Here is a 13031-nt window from a genome sequence, read left to right on the forward strand (position 1 = left end):
GGCCCGGCGCGCGCCGGGCCGCGATGTCTCGCGGCGGACACTTGAGGTGAAAGACGGTGTTCCGAACGCGTGGAAGGTGCCATGAGCGGCGGTGACGCGGAACGTCTCGGCGCAGAAGGGAGCACCCGGCCAATGACAATGATCGAGTTCGTCCAGGACGGTGTTCTGAAAAAAACCTCCGGCAGTTACTTCCGCGGCGAGAATCCGAGCTTCTATCCGACCGACTCATCGCTGCAGCGCGACGACGCCGTAGCCGAGTATCTCGTGAAAGGCCTGATGCCCGAGCGGCCGTTCATCGACAAATCGGCGCCGATCGTCGCCTTCGGCTCCTGCTTTGCTTCGCACGTGGCGGATTATCTCCACGAGGCCGGCTACAACGTCACAAGTAAGAAGCGCAGCAAGGCCTATGTGACACAGATGGCGGATGGGATGGTCCATACCCACGCGATCCGCCAACAATTCGAATGGGCCTGGCTCGATCGCGTGCCGAGGCAGGCGCTCTGGCACGGCTACAAGTCGGAAAATTTCGGCTACGACGAGACAGCCCGGCTCGAGACGAAGCAATTGTTCGATGAGGCCGATGTCTTCATCATTACTTTCGGTTTGAGCGAGATCTGGTACGACGACGTCACCAAGGAAGTCTTCTGGCGGGCACCGCCGCGGGAGGTCTTCGATGGGACGAGACACAAATTCCGCGTCAGCGAGTTCGGGGAAAGTCTCGACAACATTCGAGCCATCCACGCGCTCATCCGGCGCTTCCGGCCTTCTGCGACGGTCATCTTCACCCTGTCGCCGGTGGCGTTGGCGGCGACGTTCCGTCCCCTTGCCTGCGAAGCCGCGAACTCCGTCTCAAAGGCGATCCTGCGCGCCGCGATCGACCAGCATTATCGCGAGACGAAGCCGGAGGACGACAAGCTGTTCTATTTTCCGAGCTACGAGATCGTCACGAGCAATTTTCTCAGACCGTTTCGGTCGGATCGGCGTCACGTCTGCCTGCCGGTGGTCGATCTCAATATGAAGATCTTCGAGAACTACTTCTGCCTGAACGACTTTCCTCAGGATTTCGTCGATGAGGCGTTCCGCGCGGCACTCCGCGAAGACAAGGGCATGGCCGGCAGCGATCGGACCTGGGACGAGATCGATCAGGGCAGGATCGACGACATCATCGAGCGGCGCCGAGCGCTGAGGATCGAGCTTAGGGCAGCCGAAGCCCAGCAGCGACGGGCCAAACGGATTCAGGAACGTCAGGCCGCCCGGCGCAAAGCTCCATGACCACCGCATGGCGAGCCGGAGCAGGTCGGTTCGACGGCTCGTCGATCCCGGGGTAATCGCTCCACCGCGCTCCCCCCCCCCCGTTTCTCGTGCCGGCCTCGATCTCCCGCGCCCGCCTCCGCGGCCTCAGGGCTTTCGTTTCCCTCGACGCGCGAGCCCCTCAGCGTTCGCTCTCCTCTCCCTTTGACGTAGCCAATGGGCCGGTCGGCCATTAACCTGAGCGAAGGGCGTCCGGCTCGGGCGCGGATCCAGGGTCACCACCATGCGGAAACGATCGAAGCTCGGCCTTGCGGCTCTGGCGGTGGTGCTTCTCGGCGGAGCGGCGTTCCTCCGCTTCGTCATCTACCCCGAGAAGGCCAGTCTCGAAGCCTCGGCCGGCATAGGACCCAACCCCACCCTGCCCGCGCCGAACCCGACGCTGATGCCCACCGTGAACATCGCCCGCGTCGCCCGCTGGGAGAACGGCGCCAAGCCGAAGGCGGCGGCGGGGCTTCAGGTCGCGGCCTACGCGGACGGGTTCGACCATCCGCGCTGGATGTACCTCCTGCCCAATGGCGACGTGCTGGTGGCGGAGGCGAACAAGCCCAAGACCGACGACCCCTCCACCGGCATCGCCGACTGGGTCGCCGACAAGGTGAAGAGCATGGCCGGCGCCGGCGTGCCGAGCCCGGACCGGATCGTCCTGCTGCGCGACAAGGACGGCGACGGTGTCGCCGAGGAGCGCCACGTCTTCCTCTCCGGCCTGCATTCGCCCTTCGGCATGGCCCTGGTGGGCGGCGACCTCTACGTGGCCAATGCCGATGCCCTGGTGAAAGTGCCCTATGCGCCGGGCCAGACCGAGATCGCGGCCAAGCCCGAGACCGTGGTCGCGCTGCCGTCCGGCATCAACCACCATTGGACGAAGAACGTCATCGCGAGCCCGGACGGCACCAAGCTCTTCGTCACCGTGGGCTCGAACAGCAATGTCGGCGAGAACGGTCTCGACAGGGAGACGGGCCGCGCCGCGATCTGGGAATACACGATCGCGACGAAGCAGATGCGCGAGTTCGCCACGGGGCTTCGCAACCCCAACGGCCTCGCCTTCGCGCCCAACGGCGGTGCCCTCTGGACGGCGGTGAACGAGCGCGACGAGATCGGCAGCGACCTCGTGCCCGACTACGTCACCTCGGTGAAGGAAGGCGGCTTCTATGGCTGGCCCTACAGCTACTGGGGCAAAAACGTCGACGAACGGGTGTCGCTGCAGAAGCCCGACCTCGTCGCCAAGGCCATCGCGCCGGACTACGCTGTCGGCACCCACACCGCGTCTCTGGGCATCGCCTTCTCCAACGGCTCGGCCCTGCCGGAGGCGTGGACAAGCGGCCTCTTCGTGGCCCAGCACGGCTCATGGAACCGCCGCCCGAAGAGCGGATACAAGGTGATCTACGTCCCCTTCAAGGACGGCAAACCCACAGGGCAGCCGGTGGACGCGCTCACCGGCTTCCTCGATGCCGACGAGAAGGCGCAGGGGCGCCCGGTGGGCGTGATCCTCGACAAGACCGGGGCGCTGCTCGTGTCGGACGATGTGGGGAAGGTGATCTGGCGGGTGAGCGGGGTGTCGCGGACGCAGTGATGGCGGCTAATGTAAAGAGCAACGACCGCTGTTTCAGACCTCGTAACTTGGTTGATTGAACTTACTAGCGGATGCTCGTGCCAGAGCGGGTCATCCCAGCATACCACCTCATCCTGAGGTGCCCTTTGCTTGAGCAAGGGGCCTCGAAGGAGCCTCCAGATGCCGATGCGATACCTGGAAGCCTCCTTCGAGGCCGCTACGCGGCACCTCAGGATGAGGTAAGGCTTTGGAAATACAAATCAAACAGGCTCTCAAAGCCCTCCGTTGCAGCGGGGGAGCACCATGGAGGCCGGCCAGACATGCCGAGTCGCCCTGCCCCTGCCCTACGCATCCTTATCGTGGGTCAATCGCAACTCGGCCGAGGCTGACAGGCGGGGAATGCACCGGCGGGGGCGCGCTTCGAGCGATGTGGTCTGCTTAACCCGCGTTTCAGCCCCTGAGGGCGGAGCGGACATAACCCCGCGAAATCAACCGGCTGGTCTCGCGCGCCCGGCGCTCGGCCTGCATCAGGTCGGACAGGGCGTCGGTGATGGCGCAGCGGAGGGCGATCTGCGCGTCCCCCGCCGTGCTGGTGAGATAGGCCTGGGCGATCTCCTCCACCGGGCAGTGAAGGCCCAGCGCCGCCTCATCCTCGTTCCTGATCCTGGTCAGCGTCTTCGGCATGGCCCGTCTCCGACTCGCGTTGAGAACGAAGACAGAACACGCCACGAGGGTTAACGGATCCTTAACGGGATCGATAGAAGCCTGTGGACATCCGCGAGACGGGTGTCCGAGCTCAGCTGTGGATCACCTTGCCGTAGGCATCGAGCACGCTCTCGTGCATCATTTCGCTCAGGGTCGGGTGTGGGAAGACCGTGTGCATCAGGTCTTCCTCGGTGGTCTCAAGGTTCATGGCGACGACGTAGCCCTGGATCAGTTCGGTGACTTCCGCTCCCACCATGTGGGCGCCGAGCAGCTGGCCGGTCTTGGCGTCGAACACCGTCTTCACCAGCCCGTCCGGCTCGCCGAGCGCAATGGCCTTGCCGTTGCCGGCGAAGGGGAAGCGGCCGACCTTCACGGAGAAACCCTGCTCCTTGGCCTTGGCCTCGGTGAGGCCGACGCTGGCGATCTGCGGCTGACAATAGGTGCAGCCGGGGATCTTGGCCTTGTCCATGGCGTGGGTGTGGAGACCCTTGATCGTCTCGACGCAGAGCACGCCCTCGTGCTCGGCCTTGTGGGCCAGCATCGGCGGTCCGGCGACGTCGCCGATGGCGTAGATGCCCGGCACGTTGGTCCGGCCGAGGCCGTCGGTGACGACGATCCCGCGCTCGATACCGATTCCGAGTTTCTCGAGGCCGAGATTCTCGATGTTGCCGACGACGCCCACCGCCGAGATCAGCTTCTCCGCCGTCAGCTGCTGGCTCTTGCCGTCCGTGGTCTCGATGGTGGCGGTGACGGAATCGGCCGCCTTCTCCACCTTCGTCACCTTGGCGCCCGTGAGGATCTTGATGCCCTGCTTCTCGAAGCGCTTGCGGGCGAGGCCGGCGATCTCGGCATCCTCCACCGGCAGGATCTGGGGCAGCAGCTCGATCACCGTCACCTCGGCGCCCATGGTGCGGTAGAACGAGGCGAATTCGATGCCGATGGCGCCCGAGCCCATGACGAGCAGGCTTTTCGGCATCGTTTCCGGCACCATGGCCTCGTAATAGGTCCAGATCTGCTTCTTGTCCGGCTCGATGCCGGGGATCGCGCGGGGGCGGGCGCCCGTGGCGACGATGATGTGCTTGGCCGAATAGGAGCCGGCGGCGAGCGCGCCCTTCGGCGCGGGCGCGCGGCTCGTCTCCTTCACCGTGACCGTGCCGGGCTCGTTACCCTTGGCGGCCGATTCGATGACGGCCTCGCCCCAGATCACATCGACCTTGTTCTTCTTGAGCAGCATGCCGACGCCGCCGTTGAGCCGGGTCGAGACCCCGCGCGAGCGCTTGACGATGGCGGCCGTGTCGAACCCGACCTTCTCGGCCGACAGCCCGTAATCCGAGGCGTGCTGCATGTAATGGTAGATCTCGGCCGAGCGCAGCAGCGCCTTCGTCGGGATGCAGCCCCAGTTCAGGCAGATGCCGCCGAGATGTTCGCGGTCCACCACCGCGGTCTTGAACCCGAGCTGCGCCGCCCGGATCGCGGCGACGTAGCCCCCGGGGCCGGCGCCGATGACGAGGATGTCGTAGGTGTTGGACATGGCGCGCTCCTACTCCCCTCCCCCTTGTGGGGAGGGGCCGGGGGTGGGGGTGGTTCCGCCAGACTGGCGGGCGACGGACGAGGCAGTGGCGAGGGCGGCGAAGACCGTGTCGAGGACGGTGTCGATCCGCTGCATCACATCGGCATTGGTGAATCTGAGAACGCGGAAACCTTGATCTTCGAGAGCGAGCGTGCGGGTCTCATCGTAAGCGGCAGCGTGGTCGTGGCTATGCTGCCCGCCATCGACTTCGACGATCAACCGTGCCGACAAGCAGCAAAAATCGGCGACGTACCGCCCCAGTGCAACCTGACGACGGAAATGCGAACCTTCGATCGGAAGGCGATCCCTCAGGTGCCGCCACAATCGCCTCTCCGCATCTGTCGACGTTCGGCGGAGGCTCTTCGCATTCAGTGCGGCGCGCGGAGAGACAGAGTGCCGAGGCGGTTCCTTCCATGGCATCGGCCGTCGCCTCCCGTGAACCCCACCAAGCTCGCGCACCTCCCTCCCCCTTGTGGGGAGGGATCGAGGGTGGGGGTGGTTCCACCGGACTCCGCAGTGGGTCACCCAGTCACCCCCACCTCCAACTCCTCCCCACAAGGGGGAGGAGGGCCAGTTCAGCCTTCCACAACGGTCACACCAGCATCCCCATCGGGTTCTCGATCAGGTTCTTGAAGGCCGAGATGAGTTCGGCGCCCAGAGCCCCGTCGAGCACACGGTGGTCGCAGGACAGGGTGGCGGTCATCACCTGAACCACCGCAGGCGCGCCGTCCTTCACCACGACGCGCTTCTCACCGGCGCCCACCGCCAGGATCGAGGATTGCGGCGGGTTGATCACCGCCGTGAAGTGCTTGATGCCGAACATGCCGAGGTTCGACACCGAGGTGACGCCGCCCTGGTACTCTTCCGGCTTCAGCTTCTTGGCCCGCGCCCGGCCGGCAAAGTCCTTCATCTCGTTGGAGATGGTGGACAGCGTCTTCTGGTCGGCCTTGCGGATGACGGGCGTGAACAACCCGCCGTCGATGGCCACCGCCACGCCGACCTCGGCATTGTTGAAGCGCAGGATCCGGTCCTCTGCCCAGACCGCGTTGGCGGCCGGCACGCGCATCAACGCGAGGCCCATCGCCTTGATGACGAAGTCGTTCACCGACAGCTTGAACAGCGGCTTGCCGTCCTTGGTGGTGCCAGCGCTCTTGTTGAGCTGTTCGCGCAGGGCCATCAGCGCGTCGAGCTCGCAATCCACCGTGAGGTAGAAATGCGGGGCCACCTGCATCGCCTCGGTGAGGCGCTTGGCGATGGTCTTGCGCATGCCATCGAGGGGAACCTCCTCGAAGGTACCCTTCTGGTAGAATCCGCGTACCTGATCGGTGGTGAGCCCCTGTGCGGCGGCCTTTGGTGCGGGCGCTGGCGCAGCGGGAGCCGGAGCGGTCGCAGGCGCTGCGGCGGGGGCGGTTGCCTTCGGCGCGCCGGCCTTGGCCGAGCCGCTGGCGATGGCGGCGCGGACGTCGCGCTCGATCACGCGGCCATGCGGGCCGGAGCCCGAGACGGCGGACAGGTCGATGCCTTCGAGCTTGGCGATGCGGCGCGCCAGCGGCGAGGCGACGATGCGGCCGCCCTGCCCGGCCTGCGGCGCGCTGTCCGGCTTGGCGCCGTCCGGCGCCGCGTCGACCCGCGCGTAGGATTTGTGGCCGTCGCCCGGAGTGGTGTTCAGCGCGGGCGTGTCGCTTTTGGGCGCATCGGCCTTGGGAGCCTCCGCTTTTGCGCCGCCATCGCCCGCGGTCCCTACGGTCTTCGGGTCTTCGCCCTCGGAGGCGATGATGGCGATGAGATCGTTCACCGGCACGTCGGCCGTGCCCTCGGCCACGACGATCTTGGCCAGAATGCCCTCGTCGATGGCCTCGACCTCCATCGTGGCCTTGTCGGTCTCGATCTCGGCGAGGACGTCGCCGGATTTGACGGCGTCGCCCTCCTTCTTGAGCCACTTGGCGAGGTTGCCCTTCTCCATCGTCGGCGACAGGGCGGGCATCAGGACGTTGATGGGCATCGTTGTGAATCCTGATCGTCAGCGGATGGGCGTGGCGGGGCGGTCAGTTGAGTGTGCCGCCGGGCGGCAGGTCGGGGTCGAAGCTCTCGGAATCGAGACCGGCGCGGATGCGCTCGAACGCCTCTTCCTCCGACATCTCTGTCTCCAGCGCGTAGACCCGGGCGGCCTGACGGGCGAGGTCGATGAGAAGGCGGCCCCAGGTATAGGGATCGTCGAAGGAGCGGCGCAGGGCCACGCTCACCGCGCCGTCCACCACGCTGGCACGCACGACCTCGATGCCGCCATTGTTCAGGGCGTCGGGGGGAGCGGAGAGTTCCTGGAACTTGTCGGTCATGGTGCTGCTCTACTCTCCTCCCCCTTGTGGGGAGGAGTTGGAGGTGGGGGTGGTTGGGCGATCCTCGACGTGCGGAGGCTGGCGGAAGCACCCCCACCCTCGATCCCTCCCCACAAGGGGGAGGGAAGTTGGCGTGGTAGGCTCACCGATAGCAAACCGCCTTCACCGCCTGGATCACCTCGGCGACGTTGGGCAAGGCAAGCTTTTCGAGGTTGGCGGCGTAGGGCATCGGCACGTCCTTGCCGGTGACCCGCAGGACGGGGGCGTCGAGGAAATCGAAGGCGTCAGCCATGAGGCGGGCGATGATCTCCGCGCCGATGCCCGATTGCGGGAAGCCCTCCTCGACGGTGACGCAGCGGCCGGTCTTCTTCACCGATTCCACGATCGTGTCGGTATCCATCGGGCGGAGCGTGCGCAGGTCAATGACCTCCGCGTCGATCCCCTCTTCGGCCAAAGCCTGCGCCGCCTTCAGCGCGTAGGTCATGCCGATGGAGAAGGAGACGATGGTCACGTCCTTGCCAGTGCGGTGGATGCGCGCCTTGCCGATGGGGAGCACGAAATCGTCGAGCTTCGGCACCGGGAAGCTCTGGCCGTAGAGGATTTCGTTCTCGAGGAAGATCACCGGGTTCGGGTCGCGGATCGCGGCCTTGAGCAGGCCCTTGGCGTCCGAGGCGGTATAGGGGGCGATGACCTTGAGGCCGGGCACGTTGGAGTACCAGGCCGAGTAATCGTGGCTGTGCTGGGCACCGACGCGAGCGGCGGCGCCGTTGGGACCGCGGAACACGATGGGACAGCCGAGCTGACCGCCGGACATGTAGAGGGTCTTGGCCGCCGAATTGATGATGTGGTCTATCGCCTGCATGGCGAAGTTGAAGGTCATGAACTCGACGATGGGGCGCAGGCCGGTGAAGGCGGCACCGGCCGCGATGCCGGCGAAGCCATGCTCGGTGATCGGCGTGTCGACCACGCGGCGGGCGCCGAATTCCTGCAGCAGGCCCTGGGTCACCTTGTAGGCGCCCTGGTACTCGGCGACTTCCTCGCCCATCACGAAGACGGAATCCTCGCGGCGCATCTCCTCGGCCATGGCGTCGCGGAGCGACTCGCGCACGGTCATGGTGACCATCTCGGTGCCGGCGGGGAACTCTTCCATCACCGGCGCGGGCGCCTTGTTGGTGATGACGGCCGGGGCGGCGGGAGCGTTCGCCTTGTCGTCGCCGGATTTCGCCGTGGCGGCCGGTGCCGAGGCCTGGCCCTCTGCCTGCATCGTCGGCGTGGGGGCCGATTGCGCCGGGGCCGAAGCCTCGGGCTTCGAGCCTCCGCCCGCCGCCGCCGCGGCCACGTCCTCGCCCTCACCGGCGATGATGGCGATCGGCGTGTTCACCTTCACGCCCTCGGTGCCTTCCTCGATGAGGATCTTGGCGAGGATGCCCTCGTCGATGGCCTCGACTTCCATCGTCGCCTTGTCGGTCTCGATCTCGGCGAGGACATCGCCGGATTTGACCGCGTCGCCCTCCTTCTTGAGCCACTTGGCGAGCTTGCCTTCCTCCATCGTCGGAGACAGCGCGGGCATGAGGATGTCGGTCGCCATGAGGTTTTTGATCCGTAGGTTGGCGGGCGGCCTTCTGGAGAGGAAGCGGCGGCTTCTCGGTCCCTCGCTGCGGCTCTCCCCGTGCCGTCATGGCACGGGAGATGTCCCGGGTGGGGGGAGCGTCGCGAGGTCGGCCTTAAGCGCGGGCTTCCAGCAGGATGTCGGTCCAGAGCTCGGACGGATCCGGCTCGGGATCGTGCGTGGCGAACTCGGCCGCGTCGTTGACGGTCTCGCGGACCTTGGCGTCCGTGGCCTTGAGGTCGGCTTCCGGCACCCCGTGCATCTCGATCAGGCGCTTGCGCACCATCTCGATCGGGTCGTGCTCGTCGCGCATCTTGGAGACTTCGTCCTTGGTCCGGTATTTCGCCGGATCGGACATCGAGTGGCCGCGATAGCGGTAGGTCTGCATCTCGAGGATGTAGGGGCCCTGGCCGGAGCGGGCATGCTCCACCGCGCGGCTCGCCGCCTCGCGGACGGTGCGGACGTCCATGCCGTCCACCTGCTCGCCGGGGATGCCGAACGAGATGCCCCGCTTGGAGAAGTCGGTCTGCGCCGAGGCGCGTGCCACCGACGTGCCCATGGCATAGCGGTTGTTCTCGATCACGTAGACCACAGGCAGCTTCCACAGCTGAGCCATGTTGAAGCTCTCGTAGACCTGGCCCTGATTGGCCGCGCCGTCACCCATATAGGTCAGGCTGACCTTGCCGTTCTTCTTGTAGGCGTCTGCGAAACCGAGGCCGGTTCCAAGCGAGACCTGTGCGCCGACGATGCCGTGGCCGCCGAAGAACTGCTTCTCCTTGGAGAACATGTGCATCGAGCCGCCCTTGCCGCGGGAATACCCGCCGCGCCGGCCGGTCAGCTCGGCCATCACGCCCTTCGGGTCCATGCCGCAGGCGAGCATGTGGCCGTGGTCGCGGTATCCGGTGATGGTCTGGTCGCCCTCGACCGAGGCCATCTGCATGCCGATGACGACCGCTTCCTGGCCGATATAGAGGTGGCAGAACCCGCCGATGAGGCCCATCCCGTAGAGCTGGCCGGCCTTCTCCTCGAAACGCCGGATCAGCAGCATCTCGTGATAGGCGTGGAGGTCTTCCTCCCGGGTGAACTGGGGCGTGTTCGGTGCGGGAGCATGCGTCGGGGCGTCTCCGCCCCCCGTCCCCAACTGAGCCGAACCCTGGGCCGAATCGGCTTTCGCCTGACCCGCTTCGTTGGCGGCATCCATCGGCTTTCCTCCCGTGAACGGCTTTTCTGGAACCGTTTCTAGGACAGGGTTTTGCGGAAAGCGAGGCCGTCCCGTCGACAGATCGGCCGAGTTGTCAGGCAGAATGCGACGGGAAAAACGCGATCGGGGTACGATCAGGGATTGATGATGACGACATCGTTCGCGTGGACGCGGCCGAGGACGATGCGGGCGCGTTCCTCCAGGAGATCCCGGTCGATCTGCTCGCTGCGCAGGAGCGCCACCCGGTGCTCCCAGATCGCCCGGTCGGCCTTGGCGGCGTTCAGTTCCTGCTTCAGACCGTAGGCCTGAATTTTCAGAGCGCGCTTGGCCTCCAGGCCGCGGTTGCCGCTCTCGGCCTGATGCACGAAATAGCCGACCACGAGCGCGGACACGGCGTAGAGGCCGAGCGGCATGAGGACGGAACGGACGCGGCGACGGACAACCATGTCCGAACCATCGCGCCACAGGGTTAAGGATGTGTTGCCGATGCCGGTCTCTTTCCCCATGCCCGCCTGCCCCATGCCCGCCTGCCCCATGCCCGCCCGATGATGCGGTTCGACCTCGTCGATCTCGGCCTGTTCCGCCATGTGGCCGAGGCGGGGTCGATCACGCACGGGGCGGCGCGCGCCAACCTCGCGCTCGCGGCCGCGTCGAGCCGGATCCGGGCGATGGAGGTGTCCCTCGGGGCGGCCCTCCTCGGCCGGAGCCGCCAGGGCGTCGTCCTGACGCCGGCCGGGCGGGCGCTCCTCGCCCATGCCCGCTCCCTGCTGGAGGGCGTCGACCGGATGCAGGGGGATCTCGCCGCCTATGCGGGCGGCGCGATCGGCCAGATCAAGGTGCTGTCGAACACCCACGCGCTCACCGAATTCCTGCCGGAGGCCCTGAGCGCCTATCTCGCCCTCCATACCGGCGTGAGCGTCGATATCGTCGAGCGGACCTCGGACGAGATCGTCGGTCTCGTGGCGGAGGGAGCCGCCGATCTCGGCATCGTCTCCGGCACGGTGGATACCGGCACCCTGGAGACCCACCCGTTCCGCCAGGACAGGTTCGTGGCGGTGATGCCCTCCGGCCATCCGCTGGGGGAGCGGGACGGCGTGCTGTTCGCCGATGTGCTGGATTACGACCTCGTCGGCCTCGATCGGGCGAGCGCCATCACCCGCTTCCTCGCCGACAAGGCCATGCGCACCGGGCGGCCGCTCATGCGGCTGCGGGTCCAGCTGCGCGGCTTCGATGCGGTGTGCCGGCTGGTGGAATGCGGCGTCGGGCTTGGGATCGTCCCCGAAACCACCGCCCGGCGCGCCGCGCGCTCCATGGGCCTCGATATCGTGCCGCTCCTCGACCCTTGGGCGGCGCGCGACCTCACCATCTGCCTGCGATCCCTCGAAGCGCTGCCGGTTTTCGCCCGGGAATTCGTCGCTCACCTGCGCGTGGGCGCATCACGGACCGGTTTAGGGCTCCCCTCGGGGGCCGGCCTTGGCTAAACACGGCTCGGGAACGGAATGGTCCGTGTCCGTGACACCGATGAAGCAAGGGGTGCCCGGCATCATGCAGGATTCGTCGCGATCCATGCCCGACGCCCCTCTGGTCGATCCGGACGTCCATGTGGAGAGCTTCCGGCAGGCCCGCGAGGCGCGCCGCCTCGAACTCGTGGAAGATTATGTGGAGCTGATCGCCGATCTGATCGGCGATGGCGGCGAGGCGCGGCAGGTGGATATCGCCGCGCGCCTGGGCGTCGCCCAGCCCACCGTCGCCAAGATGCTCAAGCGCCTCGCCGAGGACGGCCTCGTGCAGCAGCGCCCCTATCGCGGCGTGTTCCTCACCGAGAGCGGGCGCATGCTCGCGGTCCAGAGCCGCGAGCGCCATCGCATCGTCGAGCACTTCCTCTGCGCCCTCGGCGTCAGCGCCGAGACCGCGCGGCGCGATGCGGAGGGGATCGAGCATCACGTCAGCGCCGAGACCCTCGAGGCATTTCGCGACTTCACGGAACGCAAGGGCTGAGCGGAACGAGGCCCTGAGCAGGTTCGCGGTGGCACTCCACCGCGTCGGGCCGCTTGGCGCCTCGATGTGTCGCAGGTTTCTATCGTAGAACCGGGGACCGCTTCTGCGAAACCCGCTCAGGGTTTTCGCGCCGAGACATGCCGCGTCGAACGGCTCGACGGCAGCGACAAGGTCGTCTCGCGTTCGCGCGAGGGACGGGCGAGCCCGCCGATGTCCCCCCATCCGCCCAATCCGGTCGACCTCTTAAGGAGCGGGGATGCCTGGATGACGCCATCCGCCACGGAGAGGTGGCCGGTGGCGACGCCGCGGATCATCTCGGGGGCGTGTTGCCGGGCGGCGATCCCGTATAGGGAGATGCCTTTGCTGCCGGGCGCCAGGAGCGTGGCGAGGGCGCCCTCCGGCGGGTCACCGGCGAGACGCGTGATCCCCCTGCCGGAATCGAGCACGGCCGCCGCCGCCTCGATCTCGCCGAACGCCAGGAGCTTGCCGGCGCGGGTGATGCGCACCTCGTAGCCGTATCCGTCCCGGTCCCGATACAGGCGGGTCAGGCCGAGCTGAAGCGATTCGCAGATCATCTGGACGTGGTCGCGCGCATAGTCGTCGCTCGTCATGACGGTCGAGAAGACCTCCGGGCCCGACTGCGTGCTGGCGACGATGTGCTTGAGAAACTCGAGCTTGGTCGATTTATGCCTGACGGCGAGACCCCGTCTCAATCGGTCACCTCCCGCACCGCGTCCGAACGCTGCGGATTC

The 13031-nt window shown here is 66.7% G+C and carries 13 protein-coding genes; 4 read left to right on the forward strand and 9 right to left on the reverse strand.

Annotated features, from left to right (window positions below; all coding sequences use genetic code 11):
- The first annotated feature begins 81 nt into the window (after window positions 1-81).
- Together ASF34_RS00240 and ASF34_RS00245 are read left to right on the forward strand one after the other, a co-directional pair.
- Window positions 82-1272, forward strand: a complete 1191-nt coding sequence (locus ASF34_RS00240) for a GSCFA domain-containing protein (protein WP_244478850.1) — start codon at window positions 82-84, stop codon at window positions 1270-1272.
- A gap of 262 nt (window positions 1273-1534) precedes the next feature.
- Window positions 1535-2881 carry a PQQ-dependent sugar dehydrogenase gene (locus ASF34_RS00245; RefSeq protein WP_056157486.1) on the forward strand — a complete coding sequence of 449 codons (1347 nt, stop codon included), beginning with the start codon at window positions 1535-1537 and terminating at the stop codon, window positions 2879-2881.
- 429 nt (window positions 2882-3310) lie between these two features.
- On the opposite strand, the gene ASF34_RS00250 is transcribed toward ASF34_RS00245, so the two are convergent.
- The 8 genes from ASF34_RS00250 to ASF34_RS00285 all read right to left on the reverse strand — a co-directional run bounded on the left by ASF34_RS00250 (window position 3311) and on the right by ASF34_RS00285 (window position 10727).
- Window positions 3311-3544, reverse strand: a complete 234-nt coding sequence (locus tag ASF34_RS00250) for a hypothetical protein (protein ID WP_056157489.1) — start codon at window positions 3542-3544, stop codon at window positions 3311-3313.
- A gap of 112 nt (window positions 3545-3656) precedes the next feature.
- Window positions 3657-5096, reverse strand: coding sequence for a dihydrolipoyl dehydrogenase (gene lpdA / locus ASF34_RS00255; RefSeq protein WP_018043100.1), 1440 nt, complete (start codon window positions 5094-5096; stop codon window positions 3657-3659).
- 9 nt (window positions 5097-5105) lie between these two features.
- Window positions 5106-5555 (reverse strand): endonuclease domain-containing protein, encoded by a 450-nt coding sequence (locus tag ASF34_RS00260; protein WP_082473037.1) that lies wholly within the window; start codon window positions 5553-5555, stop codon window positions 5106-5108.
- 172 nt (window positions 5556-5727) lie between these two features.
- Entirely contained in the window at window positions 5728-7137 is a 1410-nt protein-coding gene (locus tag ASF34_RS00265) for a pyruvate dehydrogenase complex dihydrolipoamide acetyltransferase (protein WP_056157491.1), read from the reverse strand.
- A gap of 43 nt (window positions 7138-7180) precedes the next feature.
- The gene (locus ASF34_RS00270) at window positions 7181-7471 is read right to left on the reverse strand and encodes a DUF5076 domain-containing protein (RefSeq protein WP_018043098.1); all 291 of its coding nucleotides are present in this window, start codon (window positions 7469-7471) and stop codon (window positions 7181-7183) included.
- 142 nt (window positions 7472-7613) lie between these two features.
- A complete protein-coding gene (locus ASF34_RS00275; RefSeq protein WP_018043097.1) occupies window positions 7614-9059 on the reverse strand; it encodes a pyruvate dehydrogenase complex E1 component subunit beta in 1446 nt (481 codons plus the stop codon).
- A 136-nt stretch (window positions 9060-9195) separates the two neighbouring features.
- Window positions 9196-10281 carry a pyruvate dehydrogenase (acetyl-transferring) E1 component subunit alpha gene (gene pdhA, locus ASF34_RS00280; RefSeq protein WP_018043096.1) on the reverse strand — a complete coding sequence of 362 codons (1086 nt, stop codon included), beginning with the start codon at window positions 10279-10281 and terminating at the stop codon, window positions 9196-9198.
- Between the two features lie 134 nt (window positions 10282-10415).
- Entirely contained in the window at window positions 10416-10727 is a 312-nt protein-coding gene (locus ASF34_RS00285) for an FtsB family cell division protein (protein ID WP_026175812.1), read from the reverse strand.
- A 99-nt stretch (window positions 10728-10826) separates the two neighbouring features.
- Between ASF34_RS00285 and ASF34_RS00290 the strand changes: the two genes are divergently transcribed.
- Window positions 10827-11762, forward strand: a complete 936-nt coding sequence (locus ASF34_RS00290; protein WP_198290813.1) for a LysR substrate-binding domain-containing protein — start codon at window positions 10827-10829, stop codon at window positions 11760-11762.
- 64 nt (window positions 11763-11826) lie between these two features.
- Window positions 11827-12279, forward strand: coding sequence for a manganese-binding transcriptional regulator MntR (gene mntR / locus ASF34_RS00295; protein WP_026175811.1), 453 nt, complete (start codon window positions 11827-11829; stop codon window positions 12277-12279).
- A gap of 116 nt (window positions 12280-12395) precedes the next feature.
- Here mntR and ASF34_RS00300 read toward each other — a convergent pair whose 3' ends face one another.
- Window positions 12396-12992, reverse strand: coding sequence for a hypothetical protein (locus ASF34_RS00300; RefSeq protein WP_056157493.1), 597 nt, complete (start codon window positions 12990-12992; stop codon window positions 12396-12398).
- Window positions 12993-13031 lie beyond the last annotated feature (39 nt).

Origin of the sequence: Methylobacterium sp. Leaf106 (assembly GCF_001422895.1) — a bacterium.
Taxonomy (GTDB): domain Bacteria; phylum Pseudomonadota; class Alphaproteobacteria; order Rhizobiales; family Beijerinckiaceae; genus Methylobacterium; species Methylobacterium bullatum.